Genomic DNA, 20,433 nt, shown 5'->3' with positions numbered 1-20,433 from the left:
CTCCGCCTCTTACACGGAGAGGATACACCTTAAGTTCAAAGGAAAGTGGTCTTGACATTGGGGTCCACTGCAAACCTTTCCCTCATTTGCTTTGTCACTGCGTGTTGACCTGTTCGAACTGGGAATGGGCAACGATTTGCCACAGCGAGAGCCTCCTGGCACTACGAACCGGTATTCAGGCGGCACTATTCCGGCTGGGACACGTTCCGCTGGAACACTGGACCGATCACAGCAGTGCGGCTACGCATAATCCTTCCAAGGAGGACGGCCACCGTCGGTCCTTCAACAAGGATTACCTGGATGTGATGGGTCATTTTGGTATGCGGCCGCATACGATCCAGGTCAATGCCCCACACGAAAATGGTGATGTGGAGTCGCTTCACGGTGCGCTGAAGCGTCGCATGAAACAGTATTTACTGATGCGTGGTTCATCTGATTTTGAGAGCGTAGATCAGTAGTGTCCGGTTAATAGTTGAACAAATTCAACTGGTTACGCTCTGGTAGGTCTGGAACCTGTTTGAGCGCGTCCGTAACTAGCTGAGAAATAAGCTTTTTCTCGAACAAGTTGACCTCCAGAATCTGTAGAAAAGTGTAGAGCGTGCATGGAACTTGAAGCCGTTTCTTGTTTATCGCTACGAGCAGATAGACGCACAAGGCAACCCAGATCTGGCTTTTGACGGCGTTGGTCGAGGTTCCCAGGAACGCTTTGATTCGCAGATGCTGTTTGATCCATTTGAAGAATAGTTCCACCTGCCAGCGCTGCTTGTAGATTGCGGCAACCGTTGGTGCCGCGATCTCAAAATTGTTGGTGAGAAACACCAATCGTTTGTTTCGTTCTTTATCAACGTAGCTGACCCGGCGCAACGGTTCCGGGTAGCCCTTCTTGGATTTATAGGTGACCAGTGTAATAGCCTGGTCTGCTCGGATGCCCAGCGTCGAATCAGACGAGTGATCTGCTGTCGTGAATAACCGCTGATGCGACACAGGTAGACGATCAGCAGACCTTTCTCTGCCTTAGTACGGCTATCATAGCGGAAGTGTCGCAGGGTCTGATCTATCCATTGGTAGCGTTCTCCCTGCGTTGCAGGAGCCGGTTCAAAGGCACTGCTGCCATGCAGAAAGTCGGTGACCTGTTGAAGGGTCTGGAGGTGTTTGACATTCATGATAATTTTCATCCTTTCATCATGAACGTTTTCAGACCTGTTGTTCAGACTCCTCTCATGTTAGAAACACGAGGCTTGCTTCAGACTCATTTCATGTTGGAAGAGGCTCTGTTTTGTAATTTTACCTGGAATGTTATAGTATTAACAGCGATCGGCGAATTTACCTGGGTGACTCATTCGTCTGAAATGATAATAAAATGCCTTAAACCGCAGGGTTAACTCTAGCCGGGAGACAAACAATATTTTGGGAAAATTATCGATCCGCTCTAAATTAGCAACGCCATCTGCAGTAGCAACGCCATCCGCGACCAGAGAACACATCTAGCAGATCGGGACCAGATCTGAGCTTTCCCCATCGATCCCGGTGTGAAGCTTAAACGGTCCCCTATGTCGAGGGACAAGTGCGTTCTTTGATAGCTCTTATCGAGCAGGGAGAGCTGATATGTCCAAGATCGAGATCCAGAACCTCTACAAGATTTTCGGGCCAAAGCCGGAAAAAGCCCTGAAGATGATCCGGGAGGGGATCAGCAAGGAAGAAATACTGAAAAAAACAGGCCACACAGTGGGTGTGGCCGATGCCACCTTCAGCATCGAAGAAGATGAGATCATGGTGGTGATGGGGCTTTCAGGAAGCGGCAAGTCAACCCTGGTGCGCATGCTCAACCGGTTGATAAAGCCTACGTCGGGAAAAGTTATGATCGAGGGGGAAGATATTACCGCGATGAGTGACGAACAGCTTGTAAAGCTCCGACGGGACAAACTCAGCATGGTGTTCCAGTCTTTCGCTCTCATGCCGCACCTGACAGTCCTTCAAAATGCCGCATTTGGCCTGGAACTGGACGGCGTTGAGCGAAATGTCCGTGACAAACGCGCCCTCGAGGTATTGGAGCAGGTGGGTCTTGAATCGTGGGCCGACAGCAGGCCGGACGAACTTTCAGGGGGCATGAAACAAAGGGTTGGACTGGCGCGGGGGTTGGCGGTGGATCCCCATATCCTGCTGATGGATGAAGCCTTTTCCGCACTCGATCCGCTTATCCGCACCGAAATGCAGGATGAGCTGCTCAAGCTGCAGGCAAAGGAAAAAAGAACCATTGTTTTCATCTCCCACGACCTCGACGAGGCGATGCGTATCGGTGACCGGATTGCCATCATGGAAGGCGGCCGTGTCGTTCAGGTAGGCACCCCTGAAGAGATCCTCCAGAACCCGGCCGATGATTACGTCCGGGCCTTCTTCAGAGGAGTGGACCCCACGAACATCCTCACGGCTGGCGACATCGCCAGCGACCAGCAGGTTACCATTCCCGTTACCGACGGAAAGAACCCAAGGGTGGCTTTGCAGCGGCTGATCAAAAACGACCGGGAGTACGGTTATGTGGTGGACATCGAGAAGAAGTTCAAAGGTGTTGTTTCAACCGATTCCCTTCGTGCACTCATCGACAAGCCGGGAGAAGAGCACTTGATCTCGGAAGCCTATATCGAGGGCAGCGTGACAGGTGGCGTTTCCGACTCCATGCAGGATATCCTGCCCGAGGTCGCCCGCAACCTCTGGCCGTTACCCATACTCGATGAAAGCGGCAAGTATGTGGGAGCGGTCTCGAAGAACCTTTTCCTGCGTACCCTCCAGCGTACCCGGCCGGACGATCACGAAGAGATCGAGACCAACGACCAAGGGGAGAAATAGCCCATGAATTTCCTTAATTTTAAAGAGAAGATCCTACCCCTCGACGAGTGGGTCCAGGCTTTCGTCGATTGGCTGGTCCTCAACTACCGGGATGTCTTCCAGACAATAAAAGCTCCCATCGAGTGGTCTCTCAAGGGGTTTGAGTGGGTTTTTAACTTTCTACCCCCGGTGGTGGTGATCATCATCTTTGCCGTTGCCGCCTGGCGTTTCGCCGGCAAGAGGGTGACCGTTTTTACCGTTGTCACCTTCTTCCTGGCCGGCTCCCTGGGGTTGTGGGGGGAGACCATGACCACTTTAGCCATGGTGATCAGCGCGGTCTTTTTCTGCGCCCTGGCCGGGATCCCCCTCGGGATCATGGCCGGCCGCAGCGACCGTTTCGAAATAGTTTTACGCCCGATGCTCGACGCCATGCAGACGACCCCGGCCTTCGTGTACCTGGTTCCGGTGGTGATGCTGTTCAGCATCGGTACCGTCTCAGGTATCCTGGCCACCATCGTTTTTGCCCTGCCGCCCATCGTTCGCCTCACCAGCCTGGGCATCCGGCAGGTTCATCCCGAGTTGGTGGAGGCCGCCCTTTCGTTCGGTGCAACGCCCTGGCAGGTCCTGAGCCGGGTCCAGTTCCCACTGGCGCTGCCGTCCATCATGGCAGGACTTAACCAGACTCTCATGATGGCCCTGTCCATGGTTGTCATCGCCGCCCTCATCGGCGCCGGCGGCCTCGGAAACCCGGTGGTTCAGGGCCTGAACACCCTGGAGATCGGGCTCGCCACCATAGGCGGCCTGACCATTGTCCTGCTGGCGATGGTCCTGGACAGGATAACCCAGGGTTTCGCCAGGCAATAACCTGTTATCAGCTTCATTAAAGGCGCAATAAAAAACAGAAGGAGGAAAAATGAAGAAATTGATCGTTGTATTAGCAATATGTGTCATGGCAATGCCGGCCTTCGCAGCCGACAGCTTGCCCGGAAAAGGGATCGAAGTCCAGCCCGCCAGGGCCACCTGGAACACGGGCTATTTCCAGGAGGCCATCGTCAGTGCTGGTCTTAAGGAGCTCGGATACGAGGTCAACAAGCCCATGGAGCTACAAAACCCCCTCTTTTACCAGTCGGTAATGCTCGGTGACGTGGATTACTGGACCAACGGATGGTTCCCGAACCACACCAGCCAGATGCCCAAAGGTTCAGAGGGCAGGGTCGAGGTCCTTGGTTACATTGTCAAAGCGGGAGGCCTCCAGGGCTACCTGGTGTCAAAGAAAATGGTGGAAAAGTTCGACATCAAGTCCCTGGACGATTTCAAGCGCCCCGAGGTCAAGAAGGCGTTCGATTCCAACGGTGACGGCAAAGCCGATCTCACCGCCTGCCCCCCCGGCTGGGGCTGCGAAAAGGTGATCACCCATCATTTTGACGTTTACGACCTGGACGACCACATCAATCGGATCACGGCCGGGTACTCGGCCAGCATGGCTGATGCGCTGGCGCGCCACGGCGCAGGTGAGCCGGTCTTCTTCTACACCTGGGCCCCGAACTGGACCATCGGAAAGCTCAAGCCCGGAAAAGACGTCATGTGGATCAACGTACCCGAGATCAACCCGCTCGAATCACAGGCAGCGGGTAAAGACAGGATGACCGTCAGCGGCATCGAAGGCGCCGTGACCGATCCGCTCAAGGCCGGTTTTGTTGTCAGCGACATCCAGGTCGTGGCCAACAAGGAATTCCTTGACAAAAACCCTGCTGCCAGAAAGTTCTTCGAGCTCTTCGAGCTGCCGCTGGGCGACATCAACGCGCAGAACACGAAGATGGAGGACGGGGAGAAATCCCAGGCAGACATCGCGCGTCACGCCGCGGCCTGGATCAAGGCCAATCAGGACCAGTGGGACTCGTGGCTCAAAGAGGCACGGGATGCTGCTAAATAACGGCAGCAACGCTTCCAGGTAAACCGTTTACCTGACGGGAAGCTGAACAAAAGCATTACGCCTTTATAAAGGGCCCCGGGATCAATACCCGGGGCCCTTGTTTTCGGTACCAAAAGATTGTTTTGAGAAGCATACATCGCCGGTAGAAGTATGCTGACTCGCGGTATCTGCAGGAAATCGCCACTCGCCGCTACAAAATCAGGCCAGGGTTCACAGAGGCCAGACAAGGAGAGTCATCGGGATACCCACCAGCACTACCAGGATCTCCAAGGGCAGCCCCATTCGCCAGTAGTCGCTGAATTTGTAGTCGCCAGGACCCATGATAATGGTGTTGTTCTTATGGCCGATGGGAGTCAGAAAAGCGCAGGACGCGGCCACGGCAACCGCCATCAGAAATGCATCCGGATTGGCGTTAAGTCGGTTGGCTATATGGACCCCGATAGGGGCGGCGATCAGCGCTGTCGCCACATTGTTCAGTATATCTGAGAGGGTCATGGTGACTATCATCAGGATGGTCAGGACCGCGACGGTCGGTAGGCCTGCCGTCCAGTCGACGCTGGTCTTGGCCACAAGGGTCGTTCCGCCACTTGCCTCAAGCGCGGCACCGATCGGGATCATCGAGCCGAGCAGCACAATGACCGGCCACTCCACCGAATCGTAAATTTGGAATAAGAAAACGATGCGCAGCGCGGTGTAGGTGACCACAACTGCGGCCAGCGCCAGTGGCAGGTAGACCAAGCCTATGCTGGCGGCAATAATCGCGATGGCAAAGATGACCACGGCCGCCCACGCTTTGCTCCGCTGGATGATTTCCAAACCACGTTCAGCCAACGGCAGACAGCCGAGCCAGTCCACCACATCGGGAAGTTGTTCCTCGGGACCGAGCAGCAGCAGAACATCTCCGGCTTTGATCGGCGCTTTGCGCACCTGTTCGCGAATCCGCTGCCCCTTGCGTGAGATGCCGGGCAGGGTCACGCTGCGACGGGTGAGCAAGTGTACCTCCATTGCCGTAGAAAAACCGTGGGGTCGGACCCCATATACTCAGGTTTTATTGATCTGAAAAACTAATATCTAAAATCCAAAGTTTCCCACTACTTCACCTGGCTGGGGGAAGCGGGCTGCCAGTGAGCTGCCGGTGCCTGTCTGGAGCCTGGCGAAGGGCGTAATCGGGGATCTATCCTGGAGTCGTAATTTGCCTTTTAGCATCTGGTAAAATATCCGGATACGTCCCGATAGTTTCCGTAAAGAGTTAGCTGCGAACTGACAATTTTTGACATAATCCGTTGACGAACGTTGCCAATTTAACCACGCCATGATCAGGCCCACAAAAAAAATAGTATTTACAGTGTGTTACACGCCATGCGGTATGGTATCGATTTTGCAGTTTATAGCTTCGTTGCCTCGCTTGACACAGACCTGTGAGTCCAGGTCGGGGAAACGAAAAGTCAGTGCCTGGCACCTGGTTCCATGTACCTGGACCAGGCACCAGGCCTTACGCACCAGGAACTGATTTTTAAACGGGACAGCTTTTCAACCAGGAGGTTTTTATGAAAATACGAAAAATTACGCATTCGCTGCTGGTCATTTTGGCATTGGTCCTGTCTGCCTCGGTTGCTGCAGCAGGGGATTTCGACTGGACAAAGGATTTCAACATCAAGGCTGAAGCTGACCGCGACGGCTTTAGAGCGCAACTGTCCACTCGATTCAATATCGGGAATGCACAGGTCAAAGTCGTGCTTGGAAATGTTGACAGTCCTGCTGATGCTTACATGGTGCTGCGATTGGGAGAAATATCATCGAAACCTGCAGACTACGTATTAAATAAATATAAAACCGAAAAGAGCAAAGGTTGGGGAGTGCTGGCAAAAAGCCTGGGTATAAAACCGGGGTCGAAAGAGTTCCATGCTTTAAAAGATGGCAGCGATATTTATTACAGTACAGATAAGAGCAAAGGCAACAGGAAGAAGAAGGGTAAGGGATAAGAGCAAGTGCAGGAAATTATTGAAATAATTGGGGGCAGGTCCGGAACTGCCCTCTGACCCACCTTTACAACCCCCTTTCTGGCATCGTAGAATAACCTCATCTATCCGGGGACAGACTGGAGGTCCCGGCCTGCTTGATTGTGTGCCGGTTTTCCTGCTGTCCATCCACCTGTATTCGCCCATGATGGGTGATCTCAGGACCCCAAACCCGGTGAGGTTCAGGAAGGCAGCTATGTCTGGACAGGGATTTGACAGGTTCCATACACTACCGCAGGCAGATCCAGGTTCATCACCGGGCCTGTCCTTTATCCTCCTGGTTCTCAGCCCATCCTTCCTGAAAGGATGGAGGATCTACAGCGATGTCGGGAGAGTAAAGTAGAATGTCGCCCCGGAACCTGGGGTCGATCTCACCCAGATTTTACCATTAACCTGCGTGACGATTCGCTTGACGATGGCCAGCCCCGTTCCGGACCCTTCTTTCCTGACCCCACAAGCTCGATTAGTCTAATCCCAGGAATTTGGCAATCTCTAATTGCGAGCAGGTATAATAAATAAACGTTGCCAAGGTGCTCTGACACCGTGCAGGATCTTTCCGTCACCAGGGTCAGGGTATAAAAGGGAAAAGGAGCAGGCAATGAAAGCTGTCGTCGCGGCGCGTTACGGAGGACCTGAGGTTCTCGAGTACACCACCCTGGCAGACCCTCAGCCCGGACCTGATGAGATCCTCATACGGGTTCATACCACCAGCGTCAACTTCGCTGACATCCTCGCACGGAACGGGGGATTTCATTCCCCAAGGGTACCTCCTTTCGTGCCGGGTCTTGATCTGGTGGGATCAGTGATCAATAAAGGTTCCGGTGTCCAAGGGTTTAAAACCGGTAACAGGGTCATCGCCTTTCCCCACGCCGGTAGTTACTGTGAAATTGCAGTAACCAGGGAGGCCCTTACCTTTCCCATACCCGATGAGCTGGACGATTCGACCGCTGCCGGTTTTCCAGTCGCCGGCTGCACCGCCTACCAGCTCCTCACTGAAGCTGGCCGTCTGAGAACCGGCGAAAGCGTTCTTGTATACGGCGCTGCAGGCGGTGTGGGAACATATGCCATCCAGATGGCCAGGGTGTTGGGAGCAGCCACCATCATCGCCGTAGTAGGAAACATGGCCCGTGCCCGGTTGGTCAAGGGGCTGGGAGCTGATGTCGCACTGGACCGGACCCAGGGAGAAATCGCCTCCCGTGTCAATGAGATCACCGACGGCCGGGGGGTGGACGTCATCCTGAACTCGGCGGGAGGTACAACCCTGGCCGAATCACTTAAATGCCTGGCACCCTTCGGGCGTCTCGTGACCTTTGGCATCTCTTCAGGCGGCTACGGCATCGTATCCTCTGAATTACTGCATCCCTTCAACCGCACCCTGGTCGGGTTCAGTTTCGGACATATCAGGAAAAATCGCCCCGCAACCGTTGCCTCCACCGTAAAATCTGTGCTTGATCTGCTTGTCACCGGGAAGGTTGAAACAGTTATCGGTGAGAGGTTCTCTCTGGAAAGGGCCGACCAGGCCCACCTCTGGGTGGAAAACAGGGAGGGCGTTGGAAAAACCCTGATCCATGTAAATCCTTGAAAAAAGTAACGGTAACCGTGGGGGGAGAGCAGTAACAAGGAACAAGTGAAAGGTAACAAGTAGGTTAAATCCTTTTACTTTTTACTCGAACAAATTGCTCTGACACCGGGTACAGGAATAAAACTTGGGGAAAGAAAACCTGATCCTGCTTTGCACCTTGATGTTGTTGACGGCGTGCGCCTATCATAGCGGCCCTGTCTCGGATCACTTCGACGGCACCGTGTTCTTCAACGAGGAGGATGCAAATACTTTCACCGACCACCTTAAATGGTTGTGGGAGATGGAAGAGGTGCGGTGGCCCGAGTGGGTGGACGACTCTGCGCAGCCACCGCCACCCGAGCGGGTCGGAGCGGGCGGGCTGCGCCTCACCTACGTCAACCAGTCAACCGTCCTCGTCCAACTGGAAGGTCTGAATATCCTGACCGATCCCTTCTGGTCCGACCGCGCCGGGCCCTTCTCCTTGCTGGGCTCAAAGTGGGTACGCAAGCCCGGCGTAGCGGTTGAGGACCTTCCGCCCATCGACCTGGTATTGATAAGCCACGACCACTACGACCACCTGGACCTGCCCACCATGGAAGCACTCTGGCAGCGCCACAAGCCGCTCGTGTTGGTGGGCCTGGGTGTCAAGAAGCGCCTTGGCTTTATCGACCCAGCGAAAGTCGTCGAGCTGGACTGGTGGGACGAGCGCGAATTGGCAGGCGGGGTACGGGTGACCTTCGTACCGGCACGCCATCAGTCGGGCAGGGGACTTCTGGACACCAACCGCACGCTTTGGGGAGGCTATATCCTGGAATGCGGAGGCAAACGGATACTCTTCTTCGGCGACACTGCCTACGGGAGCTTTCTTGGCGGGATCTCCGAGCGGTTCGACACCTTTACCCTGGCCGTCCTGCCTATCGGCAGCTACGAAAAGCGGTGGTTCATGAAGAGCCAACACATGAACCCCGACGACGCCGTTCTGGTCCACAAGGAACTTCGCGTCGAAAAAAGCGTAGGCATACACTTCTCGACCCTCCTGGAGCACCCCGAGCAGACCCTGGACGCCCACGAAAAGGACATGGCAAAGGCACTGCGAGAGCATGGCGTAGTGCCAGAGGACTTCATTATCCCTGCCTTCGGTGAAGGCAGGAACTTTAAAAAAAACTTGCAAACCCCTGTGTCAGAGACCGTGAGGGGGAAATGTCCTGATTTTGGGTGATTGAAGTATTTTGAGAGTGCTGAATCAGCGTCCTTTCTTTTGTGTCGACTCAGACAAGGTGATTTGGGAGAACTAGAGGATAAGAATCAGTGAAATGCAGCCTTTAAATACCCGATTTTTTTGGCATCAGACAAACCGATCCTTTGAAACCGTGTTTCTGAGAAAGTTATACTTTTCATGGGTTTCCTTCAGTGCCTGAAAGAATATGCGTGTGACCTGTCGTTGGTTGAAACGGAATGATCTATTTTTGGTCCTGCAGACCAGGTGGTAGGGTAATACTGTTTGAATGACTCTCAGAGGACGTCCCAGGCATGAGTGTTTGCATAGATGTTGCCAAAGTGCTCTGATACCAGATTCTCGGGATATTGACCATGACGCTTAAGACCACCTCATGAAACCCTCTACAACGACCACGGCCGCTGCCACGAAGGCATCCCGCAAACGGCTCGGTGTGATCCAGGGGCTGACTGCATACCTCGTATGGGGCGCCTTCCCCATATATTTCAAGGCGGTGGCATCCGTGCCCGCGTCCGAGGTGTTGGTCCACCGGATCATCTGGTCGTCGGTGCTCCTCCTTGCCTTCGTGATCATCACCGGGAGGATCAAAGAGTTCTCCGCCATTATCACCAACGGCCGATCGGTTGCCATCCTCTTTGCCGCCACCTTGTCCCTGTCTAGCGGCTGGCTCGTTTTTATCAAGGCGGTGGCCGACGACAGGGTCCTGGAGGCCAGCCTCGGGTACTACATCACCCCCCTGGTCAGCATTTTCCTGGGTTTCGTGTTCCTGCGGGAAAAGCTTTCGGTCCGGCAGACGCTCAGCGTTGCCCTGGCGGTGGCAGGGGTTGTTCTGCAGGCGGTCATGGTCGGCCGCCTGCCCATGGAATCCCTGATCCTGGCAGTGACCTTCGCTTTTTACGGCCTGGTCCGAAAGACTGTCAGGGTCCCTGCGGTGACCGGGTTAACGGTACAGATGCTCCTCATAAGCCCGCTGGCCCTGGCGTTTTCAGGCTTTGTCATGGTTCGAGGCGAGATGGTTTTCCTGTCCGGGGTTCCGGGGATGGACGCACTCCTCGTCCTGGCTGGAGCGGTGACCGTCACGCCCCTGCTCTTCCACGCCGCGGCCCTGCAACACCTTCGTCTGTCTACCCTTGGCTTTATGCAGTACATCTTTCCCACGGTATACTTTCTCCTGGCAGTATTCCTTTACGGTGAACCGTTCACCCCTGCCCACCTGGTGAGCTTCGGTTTTATATGGGCCGGGCTGCTGCTTTACTCCTACGATTCTTTAAACACCATGCGCTCCATTCCCTTCGCAACGGGGGCCGTTGAGGAACCGGAGGGATTCGAAATTTGAGAACTGATGGGATCAGACGGGACTAACTAGTAGCAGTAGGAGTAGTAGTAAAACCAATGGTGCCTTAACTGTTACTACTACTATCCCGCATTATTCATGATGCAAATGAGATGTCAGCTAACTGTGTGGCAATTAAAGATAAATGGGAATGGCGCTATAAGCATCATGAATTAGGCGGGGTTGAGCGGACATAGTCAGGAGAGGAATTTTTCGTTCCGGCAAGGCGACTGTGGAGTGAGCGCGGAGGCATACTTTAGTATTCCGCACAAGCGAACGACTCAGCAACGCCGCCGGAACGGAAAAGAACCTCGTGAATAGTCCGGGCTAGCCCTTCCTACTACTGCTACTAATACTTATACTAGTCTTTGCTCTGACACCGGCTACTTGAGCGAAGTAGATAACCAGATAACATAAAAGAAACAGGAGAATCCGGGATGATCGATATCTTCACCACCGGCGGCACTATCGACAAGGTCTACTTTGACGAAAAGAGCGATTATGAAGTCGGCGGTCCGCAGATTACCGAACTGCTGCATGATGCCAACCTGACGCTTGACTTCCGGGTGACTTCGCTGCTGCGCAAGGACAGCCTGGAGATGACCAACGACGACCGGCAACAGATCCGCGATGCGATCGAAGCCAGCGATGCCGAAGGGATCGTCGTCACCCATGGGACCGATACCATGATCGAAACAGGCAGGCGTCTGCAGGGGATCGCCGGGAAGACCATCGTGCTGACCGGCGCCATGCAGCCGGCCCGCTTTCGCAGTACCGATGCCATTTTCAATGTCGCCAGCGCCATCACCGCCGCGCAGACCTTGCCGCCGGGTGTCTATATTGCCATGAACGGGCGAATCTTCGATCCGCTCAGGTTGCGAAAAAATGTGGAGCTGAACCGTTTTGAAGAGCTCTGAAAGCTTCGTATGAAACCTTGGGATCGTTTCCTGGTGTTAAAAGTTTTGAAGGGGAAAGGTTAAAGGATAAGGGAAAAAAGAAAATAATAGTGCTTAGTACAATGTACTAAGTGATAAGTGATCGGTTTCTTCTTATCTCTTGGCACTTATCTCTTGGGACCTGGTCCATCCCCCTTTCTCCTTTTACCTTTTGCCTTTAACCTTTTTTAGTTAAAGAATCTGGCTCAGGAACAGCTTGGTCCGCTCCTGCTGCGGGTTGTCGAAGAAATCGTGCGGTTTGTTCTGCTCGATGATCTGCCCTTCGTCCATGAACAGCACCCGGTCGGCGACGCTCTTGGCGAAGCCCATTTCGTGGGTCACCACCAGCATGGTCATCCCCTCCTCGGCGAGGTCGATCATTACGTCGAGGACCTCCTTGATCATTTCCGGGTCGAGGGCGCTGGTGACCTCGTCGAACAGCATCACCCGCGGGCTCATGCAGAGGCTCCGGGCGATGGCGACGCGCTGCTGCTGGCCCCCGGAGAGTTGTCCCGGGTATTTCTTCGCCTGCTCGGGGATCTTGACCTTCTCCAGGTACATCATCGCCGTCTCTTCGGCCTCCTTCTTCGGCGTTTTGCGCACCCAGATGGGCCCCAGGGTCAGGTTATCAAGGATGGTCAGGTGGGGAAAGAGGTTGAAATGCTGGAACACCATGCCCACCTCGGCGCGCACCTTCTCGATGTTCTTGATGTCTTTAGTCAACTCGATGCCGTCAACGATTATCCGGCCTCGCTGATGCTCCTCAAGGCGGTTGATGCAGCGGATCAAGGTTGATTTGCCGGAGCCCGAGGGGCCGCAAATGACGATCCGCTCCTTCTCCTGCACCTGCAAGTTGATGTCGGCCAGGACGTGGAACTCACCGTACCATTTGTGCATGTCGACGATCTCGATGATCGGTCGGTCGGTGGTCGATGGGGTTTGCTTGATCCTTTTGTCAGTCATAGGTTGTCTCGTCTTAAAAATCAGTGGCCGGTATCCAGAGTTTTTTCAAGTGTGCGGCTGTAGCTCGACATAGCGTAACAGAAGATGAAGTAAAGCACCGCCAGAAAAAGGTAGGCCTCGGTGGAGGAACCCATCCATTTCGGGTTCGAGAGAGTAACCTTGGTCGTCTTGAGCACATCGTAGAGGGCGATGATGACCACCAGCGAGGTGTCCTTGAAGGCCGAGATGAGGATGCCGACACTCGGCGGAATGACGATCTTCAGCGCCTGGGGAAGGATGACCTTACCCATTGCCTGGCCGTAGTTGAGGCCGAGAGAGTCGGCCGCCTCGTACTGCCCTTTGGGGATCGCCTGCAGCCCGCCGCGGACCACCTCGGCGATGTAGGCGGCGGTAAAGAGGATGATCGCCACCTGGGCGCGAAGCACCTTGTCGATGTTGACCCCTTCCGGGAGAAAGAGCGGGAACATGATCGATGACATGAACAGCATCGAGATCAACGGCACGCCGCGGATCAGCTCTATGTAGAGCACGCACAGCGACTTGATCGCCGGCAGCTTCGAGCGGCGGCCAAGCGCCAACAGGATGCCGAGGGGGTAAGCGCCGACCATGCCGAACAGCGACAACATCAGGGTCAGCGGCAGGCCGCTCCACTGTGCCGCCTCGACCACCGGCAGACCCAGCCCGCCGTGCATCAGCCAGCCCATCACCACTAGTCCGATGGTCCAGATCGGGAACAGCGCGCGGTTCCAGCTTCTGCGGTTCTGCGTATAGAAGACCAGGGCGAACAGCAGGATCATCGCCGTGAACGGACGCCAATGCTGGTCCTCGGGGAAAAAGCCGAAGAAAATGAAGCGGGCGTTGGCCGGAATGATCGACCAGCAGGCCCCTTCGATATCACGGCAGGCGTCTGCGCTGCTTAACCAGAGGCTGTCGACGAAGGCCCACTTGAACAGGGGCGGAACGGTCAGGTAGAGTCCGTAGAGGGCGAGCAGGGTGAGCAGAGAGTTGAACCAGCCGTTAAACAGGTTCTGGCGGATCCAGCCGAGCACACCGACCTCGGTGACCGGCGGCTTCAGGTATTCTCTGGTTGTTGTGGAGTTGGGTTGTCTCATCCTCTCACCTCTCCACCAGGGCCATTTTCTTGTTGTACAAGTTCATGAACAACGAGGTCGAAAGGCTGAAGCAGAGGTAGACCAACATGATCAGCGCCACCCCTTCGATCGCCTGGCCGGTCTGATTGATGGTGGTGTTGGCAACTGAGACGAAATCGGCGAAGCCGATGGCGATGGCCAGCGAACTGTTCTTGATCAGGTTGAGCATCTGGCTGGTCAAAGGCGGGATGATCACCCGCAGCGCCTGCGGCATCACCACCTGGTACAGCACCTGTCCCTGGCGCAGGCCGATGGACATGGCTGCCTCGATCTGCCCGCGGGTGACCGACTGGATGCCGGCGCGGACGATCTCAGCGACAAAGGCCGAAGTGTAGAGCACAAGCCCGAGCAACAGGGCGCTGAACTCCGGGGTGACAGACAGCCCGCCCTGGAAATTGAAACCGCGCAGCACCGGCACGTCGAGTGCTGTCGGGGCACCGAAGGCCAGCCAGACCAGCGCCGGCAGCAGCAGGCAGAGGCTCAAGCCGCCGCGCACCACCGGAAAGCTCTTGCCGGTCAGGTGCTGACGCCTCTTTGCCCAGCGGGCCAGCAGCCACCAGAGTGCCAGTGCGACAAACAGGGCGACCAGCATCGGCAGGTGGGCGGAGTGGCTCGCGGGAACCGCCAGTATCAGCCCGCGGTTGCATAGGAAAATTCCGGGCAGCGGGTTAAGTGCCTGGCCCGGCGATGGAAAAGATTCGTAAAAGATCGCGTACCAGAAGAACAGCTGCAGCAACACCGGGATGTTCTGCATCACCTCGATGAAACCCGCCGCCAGCCGCGACACCAGCCAGTTGTGCGAAAGCCGGGCAATACCGATGAACACCCCCAGAATAATCGTCAGGATGATACCGATGAACGACACCTTGAGGGTGTTCAGGGCTCCGGCCAGCAGGGCCTTGCCGTAGGTGTCGGCGGCCGAGTATTCGATCAACGACTCGCCAATTTCGAAGCCGGATTCGGTCTGCAGAAAACCGAAACCGGTGGCGATGGACTGGCGCTTCAGGTTGGCCTGGGTGTTGGAAAAAAGGATGTAGCCGATGCCAAAGACCAGCAGCAGGGCGACAATCTGAAAGACCATCGCCCGCTTCTCCGGATCGCGCCAGAACGGCACGGTACTCGGCATGAGATCTGCGTCTGGACTGGCAGCTTTACTCATGTTGCTTTACTTCGTTTCTGAGGCTAGGCCGTGGCGCCGAAGGGCGCAGCGAAAGGAAAAAGGTGATATGCCTGTGTCGGCACCTCACCCGGTTGTTATACAGCGCTTACTTGAAGGGCGGGGAATACATCAGGCCGCCATTGGTCCACAGGGCATTAAGGCCGCGCTCAAGGCCGAGGGTGGTGTTCGGGCCGACGTTGCGCTCAAAGATCTCGCCGTAGTTGCCGACCTGCTTGATGATGTTGTAGGCCCATTTCTCGTCCAGGCCGAGGGCCTTGCCGTTGCCCGGGGTGACGCCGAGGAAACGCATGACGACGGGGTCCTGGCTCTTGAGCTTCTCGTCGACGTTCTTCGAGGTGATGCCGAGCTCTTCAGCGTTGATCAGGGCCAGCACGGTGAAGTCGACGATATCGCGGTACTGGTCGTCACCGTGGCGTACGACCGGGGCCAGCGGCTCCTTGGAGATGATCTCCGGCAGGATGGCGTAATCCTTCGGGTTCGGGGCCACGGCGCGGGTGCCGGCCAGCTGGGAGGCATCCGAGGTCAACACATCGCAGCGGCCGGCGAAGAAGGTCTTGGCCAACTCGGTGGTCGACTCGATGACCACCGGTTTCCACTGCATCTTGTTGTAGCGGAAGTAGTCGGCGACGTTCTGCTCGGTGGTGGTGCCGGGGAGGACACAGACGGTCGCACCGTCGAGCTCCCTGGCACTCTTCACACCGAGTTTTTTCGGCACCATGAAGCCCTGACCGTCGTAGTAGTTGACCTGCACGAAGTTCAGGCCAAGATCGGTTTCGCGGCCCAGGGTGCGGGTGGCGTTGCGGGTCAGCAGGTCGATCTCGCCGGTCTGCAGGGCGGTGAAGCGCTGCTGAGCGGTCAGCGGGGTGAACTTGACCTTGCTGGCGTCGCCAAAAATCGCCGCTGCGACGGCGCGGGCGGTGTCAACGTCCAGCCCTTTCCAGATCCCCTTTGCGTCCGGCATGCCGAAGCCGAAGACGCCGCCGTTGACGCCGGCCTGGATAAAGCCTTTCTTGCGCACGGCATCGAGATCCTTGCCGGCATAGGCGAGGCTGCACGACAGCAGCAACAGGCTAATAACAATGGACAGCAGTTTGACCGGTTTCATCTTTGTATCCTCCTTTAAATATGCTTGGGAAGTTTGGACCCACCATAAACAAAACCTCCCGTAAAATAATCCATGCGGTTCTCTGGCAACCTCCGGTGAGGTGGGGTCCGGTCCAGGGATCCAAGTTTGATGACTTCGCAAAAAGTCATCAATGCGCCCCGCGCGGGGCGCCCAAATCAATGACTCACTCCGTAAGTCATTGATTTGCAAGGAAAGGGAAAACGACGCTTTTCCCTTTCCTTGGAGCGAAAAGTTCCGGATTGAACTTTTTGCGACTCTATCAAGTTTAGTCTATTTTAAAACAACTTTTAAAAACCTCCGACCAGGTTATACAGAACAGCCCCATGATCTATTTGCTGCGGTTTGGCATATTTAAGGAAGATTGGCAAACGAGCCTAATAGAACAGTGTTTGTTAATTTAAGATTAGGGCAGCCGTTTGTCATTGTCAAACTTAAGTTTAGCTCTCAGGGAACCAAGGTGCCAGGGCGGCATTGAATTATTGGGGGCAGGGCGGGAATTTTGCAATAGGCTCAGGAACGTCAGGAATTGACAGTTTCCAGGTCTGGCCCCGTTAATCCTTCAGATAACGCGAAGAGCGAAAGGATAAAAGCCCATGAAAGAACCCACGCTGCGGAAGTGGCATCGTAATATCGGGGCATGTATCGCCCCCCTGGTATTAATCCAGGCCTTAAGTGGTTTTTTCCTGAGTTTCGAATGGCTGGCCGGGCTTCACACAATGGCTGGCCGGCTCCTGCCGGAAGCGTCTCCACTGGTGCAATTCCGGGATTGGGTGGCTGTCGGTGTGCACTACGGTAGAGGGAAGCTTGGAGCACTCTACCACGCACTGCTCGGACTGGGTCTGATATGGATTGCGTCCTCAGGCCTGTGGATCTTCTTCCGGATTCGGGCGCGCATGAAGAAGTTTTGAGCTCTTTTTTGATCTTATTAAAGCGCATCTGGAGGCCAGGCATATGGATTACAAAATACATCAGGTGGACGCTGGTGTGGAATTTAAAGTCTGTTCCGAGTGTGGTTACAAGGACGGTTTCCATAGCATGTTCAAGAATGGAGATGATTCCATGAAGTGGCTTTTCATTTGCCCTTCCTGCCACCAGGTTTTTGACATAGGGTTTAAAGTCAAAGGTTAAAAGCAGGTCGTTTTCAAAAGTCCCGGCCAATCATGAGATCGCATCACAGGGTTACAGGTTCTGTTTTTGGGGAAAGCAGGAACCTTGAAAGGTAAGATGCGTTCCCAGGATGACCGGGCTTTGTGGCTGGCGAACAGGACGCAAAGCTGAAGGCTTCACTCGACGGGAGAGAAACATGGCATTTGAGACTCTGAACCGGTGCTTCGGGAGGAGCTTTTCCGACCAGGGCGAGAATAAGGCGATCAGTTTCTACAGGGGTGATACACTGGAAACGGAAGTTTCCTTCCGGGATCTCGAAGAGGATTCCAACCGGATCGCCAACAGTTTCCTGGGCATGGGTATCGCTCCCGGTGACCGGGTCATCCTCTACCTCGACAAATCACTCATTTTCCTCGCAGCGTATCTTGCACTGCTGAAGATGGGCGCCATCGCGGTCCCCCTGAACCCGGGCTTTAAGGATTCGGAGATGGACTATCTGCTGCAGGACTCTGACGCTGGCCTGGTCCTGTGCGGAACCTTTCAGGAGGCCACGGTCAGGACTGTCGATCCTAAGGCGCGGACACTGGCCGTCGATACCGAAAGGCCGTACCAGGAACTGGATCTGTTCAGAACTGCCTCTGAAAAGGATCCCGGAATTGCCCTCCTGCCGGAGGATCCCGCGCTCATCATCTACACATCGGGAACTACCGGCATGCCCAAGGGAGCTGTCCTGACCCACGGTAACTTGGTCCACGACGCCCGGAACATTATTGATATATGGGAGATCAACGCATCGGACGTCCTGTGCCACGCTCTACCCCTCTTCCATGTTCACGGCCTTTGCTTTGCCCTGCACGCGGCCTTCATGACCGGGTCCCGGGTGATCATGCCGGACAGGTTCTCGGCCGGTGGTGTCGTGGATCACCTCGCAAGGAAAGAGGAAGGTCGTGCCTGTTCCGTGTTCATGGCGGTTCCCCAGATGTATGTCAAGCTGATGGACTGGATCGGAGACGATAAACTCGATTTTGAGCATGTCCGGCTCTGGACATCGGGTTCCGCGCCCCTTCCCGTAAACGACTTTAAAAGGATCAAGCGCACATTCGGCAGAGAACCTGTGGAGCGGGAGGGTATGTCTGAGACGGGAATGAACTTTTCCAACCCGTACCGGGGAGTTAAAAAGCCGGGTTCCATCGGTCTGCCCCTCCCCGGGCTCAAAGCGAGGATCGTGGATCCGGAGACCTTCCGGGATGCGGATCAGGGCCAGGAAGGTGAGCTGTGGCTCATGGGGCCGTCCATTACACCCGGGTACTGGCGCAAGCCCGGGGAGACAGCCGAGGCGTTTGTGGACGGCTGGTTCCGTTCGGGGGACCTGGGGAAGGTGGACGAGGACGGGTACTTTTATATCACTGACCGCCTGAAGCACATTATCATCTCCGGCGGTGAGAACATCTCACCCAGGGAGATCCAGGGGATCATCAACAAACTTGAAGGTGTCGCGGAGTCCGCCGTCGTGGGTGTGCCTGATGAGCAGTGGGGCGAAAAAGTCGTCGTAGCGGTGGTCGTCAGCGAGGGAGGGAAGCTGAGTGAAGATGAGATCCGGGCTTATTGCAAGCAGCATCTCCACGACTGGAAATGCCCCAAGGATATCCTTTTCCTTCGGGAACTGCCCAGAAACACCATGGGAAAGGTGCTCAACGAAGAGATCAAGGGGTTGTTCATTCATGGGGACCCAAGACCCTAGACCCTAGACCCAGGACCCCAGACTTTTACACCCTCTTCACCGCCTCAATAGTCGCCGAGATCACCGCGTCAGCGACGGCCATTTTTGAGCCCCACCTTTCAACGAGTGTCCGGCTCCGGTCCGTGGGAGTGATCGTCACATCCTCGAAACCGGCCTCTTCGAGCAAATGCCTCGTCTCGTCAACCGTTGACGCGCCTCCGATGCATGCACCGATGAGTTCCAGATCGCTCCTTAGTTCCTCCGGCAGGTCACTAACCGTGAGGATGTCGGAGATGGCCAGGCGTCCCCCCGCCTTCAGGACACGGTGCGCTTCCCGGAATACGGCCTCCTTTTCCGGTGAGAGGTTGATAACGCAGTTGGACATGATGACATCAACCGATCCATCGGCCACGGGCAGATGCTCGATCTCTCCGAGCCTGAACTCCACGTTCCCCGCTCCCATCTTTTCAGCGTTTGCCCTGGCCTTTGATACCATGTCGGGGGTCATATCCACACCGATGACGCGTCCTGTCTTCCCCACCTTCTTCGCGGCCAGAAAACAATCGATGCCGCCACCACTGCCAAGGTCGAGGACGGTCTGCCCCTCCTGGAGGGAGGCGATGGCCACCGGGTTGCCGCACCCAAGGCCCATGTCGGCTCCTTCAGGAAGCCGGGAGAGCTCATGGGTCGCATATCCCATGATTTCGGAGATCCCCTCAGGTGCAGTCCCGCTTGTCCCTGTCACGGTGCCGTCGCCACAGCACGAGACGTCCGGGGTGCAGCACGTGCCGCTTCCCTGGGCGATCTTACCGTAGCGCTCACTCACGTGCTGCCTGATGGATTCCTTGCTGTTTTCTGCCTTTCCCTTTCCCATGACCGTACCTCCCTTTCATATTGCTTCTATAATTCTAAAAATATCGAAATAGTGGTTAAAAAAAAGCTCCGCCGCTTTACTTTTCCGGAACAAAGAAAATCCTGAGACCTGCCAGGGTCTCTTCGTCGACGCGGCATTGGATCCTCTGGCCGTTGCGCTCCACCTTGATCAACCCCGCTCTTCGAAGCTCCTTGATGTGGTGGGAGATGGTAGAGGGGACGATGCCGAGGGCTTTTCCCACTTCCCCGACGCAGGCGTAATTCGGATCGTCAAGGTCCTTTTCCAGTAACTCCGTGGGAACCGGGCGGCAGCAAAGATCGTAAAGGCGCAGGAAGATCCTCAACCTGTTGGGGTTGGAGAGGGCCTTGAACTTCTCCGCGAGATCGTCGATCTGTTTATTGGTAATATTCGACATATTTCGAACTATAATAGTTCCACGCGCCCTTGTCAAGTCCGGAAATGGAGCATTTGC

The 20,433-nt window shown here is 55.4% G+C and carries 20 protein-coding genes and 2 pseudogenes; 13 read left to right on the top strand and 9 right to left on the bottom strand.

From position 1 onward, the window contains the following. Nucleotides 1–458: IS21 family transposase (locus P1S59_03420; protein ID MDF1525307.1), on the top strand; the 458-nt coding region annotated here is incomplete at its 5' end. A 7-nt stretch (nucleotides 459–465) separates the two neighbouring features. Here the strand turns inward: P1S59_03420 and P1S59_03415 are convergent. Then, nucleotides 466–930, bottom strand: a pseudogene (locus P1S59_03415) (transposase). A gap of 675 nt (nucleotides 931–1,605) precedes the next feature. Between P1S59_03415 and proV the strand changes: the two are divergent. The 3 genes from proV to proX are packed head-to-tail and all read left to right on the top strand — an operon-like array spanning nucleotide 1,606 to nucleotide 4,756. Further along, nucleotides 1,606–2,844, top strand: a complete 1,239-nt coding sequence (gene proV / locus P1S59_03410; GenBank protein ID MDF1525306.1) for a glycine betaine/L-proline ABC transporter ATP-binding protein ProV — start codon at nucleotides 1,606–1,608, stop codon at nucleotides 2,842–2,844. Between the two features lie 3 nt (nucleotides 2,845–2,847). Beyond that, a complete protein-coding gene (locus P1S59_03405) occupies nucleotides 2,848–3,687 on the top strand; it encodes a proline/glycine betaine ABC transporter permease (GenBank protein MDF1525305.1) in 840 nt (279 codons plus the stop codon). A 49-nt stretch (nucleotides 3,688–3,736) separates the two neighbouring features. After that, on the top strand, nucleotides 3,737–4,756 hold the full coding sequence (proX, locus tag P1S59_03400) for a glycine betaine/L-proline ABC transporter substrate-binding protein ProX (GenBank protein MDF1525304.1): 1,020 nt from the start codon (nucleotides 3,737–3,739) through the stop codon (nucleotides 4,754–4,756). A gap of 210 nt (nucleotides 4,757–4,966) precedes the next feature. Here the strand turns inward: proX and P1S59_03395 are convergent. Further along, a pseudogene (locus P1S59_03395) lies at nucleotides 4,967–5,740 on the bottom strand (SLC13 family permease). A 563-nt stretch (nucleotides 5,741–6,303) separates the two neighbouring features. Between P1S59_03395 and P1S59_03390 the strand changes: the two are divergent. Next, complete coding sequence (locus P1S59_03390) at nucleotides 6,304–6,738, top strand: hypothetical protein (GenBank protein ID MDF1525303.1); 435 nt, start codon at nucleotides 6,304–6,306, stop codon at nucleotides 6,736–6,738. A gap of 232 nt (nucleotides 6,739–6,970) precedes the next feature. Further along, the gene (locus tag P1S59_03385) at nucleotides 6,971–7,117 is read left to right on the top strand and encodes a hypothetical protein (protein MDF1525302.1); all 147 of its coding nucleotides are present in this window, start codon (nucleotides 6,971–6,973) and stop codon (nucleotides 7,115–7,117) included. On the opposite strand, the gene P1S59_03380 is transcribed toward P1S59_03385, so the two are convergent. Next, the gene (locus P1S59_03380; GenBank protein MDF1525301.1) at nucleotides 7,090–7,179 is read right to left on the bottom strand and encodes a hypothetical protein; all 90 of its coding nucleotides are present in this window, start codon (nucleotides 7,177–7,179) and stop codon (nucleotides 7,090–7,092) included. The two genes, P1S59_03385 and P1S59_03380, sit on opposite strands and share 28 nt — an antisense overlap. A 193-nt stretch (nucleotides 7,180–7,372) precedes the next feature. On the opposite strand from P1S59_03380, the gene P1S59_03375 reads away from it, so the two are divergent. The 4 genes from P1S59_03375 to P1S59_03360 all read left to right on the top strand — a co-directional run bounded on the left by P1S59_03375 (nucleotide 7,373) and on the right by P1S59_03360 (nucleotide 11,822). Beyond that, complete coding sequence (locus tag P1S59_03375; protein MDF1525300.1) at nucleotides 7,373–8,356, top strand: NADPH:quinone oxidoreductase family protein; 984 nt, start codon at nucleotides 7,373–7,375, stop codon at nucleotides 8,354–8,356. A gap of 124 nt (nucleotides 8,357–8,480) precedes the next feature. Then, complete coding sequence (locus tag P1S59_03370) at nucleotides 8,481–9,554, top strand: MBL fold metallo-hydrolase (protein ID MDF1525299.1); 1,074 nt, start codon at nucleotides 8,481–8,483, stop codon at nucleotides 9,552–9,554. 391 nt (nucleotides 9,555–9,945) lie between these two features. Continuing rightward, complete coding sequence (rarD, locus tag P1S59_03365; GenBank protein ID MDF1525298.1) at nucleotides 9,946–10,908, top strand: EamA family transporter RarD; 963 nt, start codon at nucleotides 9,946–9,948, stop codon at nucleotides 10,906–10,908. A 434-nt stretch (nucleotides 10,909–11,342) separates the two neighbouring features. Continuing rightward, nucleotides 11,343–11,822 (top strand): asparaginase domain-containing protein, encoded by a 480-nt coding sequence (locus P1S59_03360; protein MDF1525297.1) that lies wholly within the window; start codon nucleotides 11,343–11,345, stop codon nucleotides 11,820–11,822. A 210-nt stretch (nucleotides 11,823–12,032) separates the two neighbouring features. Here the strand turns inward: P1S59_03360 and P1S59_03355 are convergent, their stop codons facing one another. The 4 genes from P1S59_03355 to P1S59_03340 all read right to left on the bottom strand — a co-directional run bounded on the left by P1S59_03355 (nucleotide 12,033) and on the right by P1S59_03340 (nucleotide 16,239). Beyond that, complete coding sequence (locus P1S59_03355; protein MDF1525296.1) at nucleotides 12,033–12,803, bottom strand: amino acid ABC transporter ATP-binding protein; 771 nt, start codon at nucleotides 12,801–12,803, stop codon at nucleotides 12,033–12,035. Nucleotides 12,804–12,823: 20 nt separating this feature from the next. Next, entirely contained in the window at nucleotides 12,824–13,915 is a 1,092-nt protein-coding gene (locus P1S59_03350) for an amino acid ABC transporter permease (GenBank protein ID MDF1525295.1), read from the bottom strand. Nucleotides 13,916–13,919: 4 nt separating this feature from the next. Next, entirely contained in the window at nucleotides 13,920–15,113 is a 1,194-nt protein-coding gene (locus P1S59_03345; protein ID MDF1525294.1) for an ABC transporter permease subunit, read from the bottom strand. 106 nt (nucleotides 15,114–15,219) lie between these two features. Then, nucleotides 15,220–16,239: an amino acid ABC transporter substrate-binding protein gene (locus P1S59_03340; protein ID MDF1525293.1), complete on the bottom strand. Its 1,020-nt coding sequence runs from the start codon at nucleotides 16,237–16,239 to the stop codon at nucleotides 15,220–15,222. Between the two features lie 614 nt (nucleotides 16,240–16,853). Between P1S59_03340 and P1S59_03335 the strand changes: the two genes are divergently transcribed. From P1S59_03335 to P1S59_03325, 3 genes are all read left to right on the top strand, one after another. Then, nucleotides 16,854–17,168: a hypothetical protein gene (locus P1S59_03335; GenBank protein MDF1525292.1), complete on the top strand. Its 315-nt coding sequence runs from the start codon at nucleotides 16,854–16,856 to the stop codon at nucleotides 17,166–17,168. Between the two features lie 43 nt (nucleotides 17,169–17,211). After that, nucleotides 17,212–17,388: a hypothetical protein gene (locus tag P1S59_03330; GenBank protein MDF1525291.1), complete on the top strand. Its 177-nt coding sequence runs from the start codon at nucleotides 17,212–17,214 to the stop codon at nucleotides 17,386–17,388. Between the two features lie 175 nt (nucleotides 17,389–17,563). Next, the gene (locus tag P1S59_03325) at nucleotides 17,564–19,108 is read left to right on the top strand and encodes an AMP-binding protein (protein MDF1525290.1); all 1,545 of its coding nucleotides are present in this window, start codon (nucleotides 17,564–17,566) and stop codon (nucleotides 19,106–19,108) included. Between the two features lie 25 nt (nucleotides 19,109–19,133). Here the strand turns inward: P1S59_03325 and P1S59_03320 are convergent, their stop codons facing one another. After that, nucleotides 19,134–19,961 (bottom strand): arsenite methyltransferase, encoded by an 828-nt coding sequence (locus P1S59_03320; GenBank protein ID MDF1525289.1) that lies wholly within the window; start codon nucleotides 19,959–19,961, stop codon nucleotides 19,134–19,136. 76 nt (nucleotides 19,962–20,037) lie between these two features. Next, nucleotides 20,038–20,376 (bottom strand): metalloregulator ArsR/SmtB family transcription factor, encoded by a 339-nt coding sequence (locus P1S59_03315; protein ID MDF1525288.1) that lies wholly within the window; start codon nucleotides 20,374–20,376, stop codon nucleotides 20,038–20,040. Between the last annotated feature and the right edge of the window lie 57 nt (nucleotides 20,377–20,433).

This window comes from bacterium (genome assembly GCA_029210965.1).
In the GTDB taxonomy this organism is placed as follows: domain Bacteria; phylum BMS3Abin14; class BMS3Abin14; order BMS3Abin14; family BMS3Abin14; genus JALHUC01.
Note: the sequence above shows the minus strand (reverse complement) of the source record. Positions and strands in the feature narration are given on the sequence as shown.

Excerpts from the sequence above, each read along its gene's own strand:
- proV (MDF1525306.1), top strand. The coding sequence starts at position 1,606 with ATGTCCAAGATCGAGATCCAGAACCTCTACAAGATTTTCGGGCCAAAG.
- P1S59_03405 (MDF1525305.1), top strand. The coding sequence starts at position 2,848 with ATGAATTTCCTTAATTTTAAAGAGAAGATCCTACCCCTCGACGAGTGG.
- proX (MDF1525304.1), top strand. The coding sequence starts at position 3,737 with ATGAAGAAATTGATCGTTGTATTAGCAATATGTGTCATGGCAATGCCG.
- P1S59_03390 (MDF1525303.1), top strand. The coding sequence starts at position 6,304 with ATGAAAATACGAAAAATTACGCATTCGCTGCTGGTCATTTTGGCATTG.
- P1S59_03385 (MDF1525302.1), top strand. The coding sequence starts at position 6,971 with ATGTCTGGACAGGGATTTGACAGGTTCCATACACTACCGCAGGCAGAT.
- P1S59_03375 (MDF1525300.1), top strand. The coding sequence starts at position 7,373 with ATGAAAGCTGTCGTCGCGGCGCGTTACGGAGGACCTGAGGTTCTCGAG.
- rarD (MDF1525298.1), top strand. The coding sequence starts at position 9,946 with ATGAAACCCTCTACAACGACCACGGCCGCTGCCACGAAGGCATCCCGC.
- P1S59_03360 (MDF1525297.1), top strand. The coding sequence starts at position 11,343 with ATGATCGATATCTTCACCACCGGCGGCACTATCGACAAGGTCTACTTT.
- P1S59_03355 (MDF1525296.1), bottom strand. The coding sequence starts at position 12,803 with ATGACTGACAAAAGGATCAAGCAAACCCCATCGACCACCGACCGACCG.
- P1S59_03350 (MDF1525295.1), bottom strand. The coding sequence starts at position 13,915 with ATGAGACAACCCAACTCCACAACAACCAGAGAATACCTGAAGCCGCCG.
- P1S59_03345 (MDF1525294.1), bottom strand. The coding sequence starts at position 15,113 with ATGAGTAAAGCTGCCAGTCCAGACGCAGATCTCATGCCGAGTACCGTG.
- P1S59_03340 (MDF1525293.1), bottom strand. The coding sequence starts at position 16,239 with ATGAAACCGGTCAAACTGCTGTCCATTGTTATTAGCCTGTTGCTGCTG.
- P1S59_03335 (MDF1525292.1), top strand. The coding sequence starts at position 16,854 with ATGAAAGAACCCACGCTGCGGAAGTGGCATCGTAATATCGGGGCATGT.
- P1S59_03330 (MDF1525291.1), top strand. The coding sequence starts at position 17,212 with ATGGATTACAAAATACATCAGGTGGACGCTGGTGTGGAATTTAAAGTC.
- P1S59_03325 (MDF1525290.1), top strand. The coding sequence starts at position 17,564 with ATGGCATTTGAGACTCTGAACCGGTGCTTCGGGAGGAGCTTTTCCGAC.
- P1S59_03320 (MDF1525289.1), bottom strand. The coding sequence starts at position 19,961 with ATGGGAAAGGGAAAGGCAGAAAACAGCAAGGAATCCATCAGGCAGCAC.
- P1S59_03315 (MDF1525288.1), bottom strand. The coding sequence starts at position 20,376 with ATGTCGAATATTACCAATAAACAGATCGACGATCTCGCGGAGAAGTTC.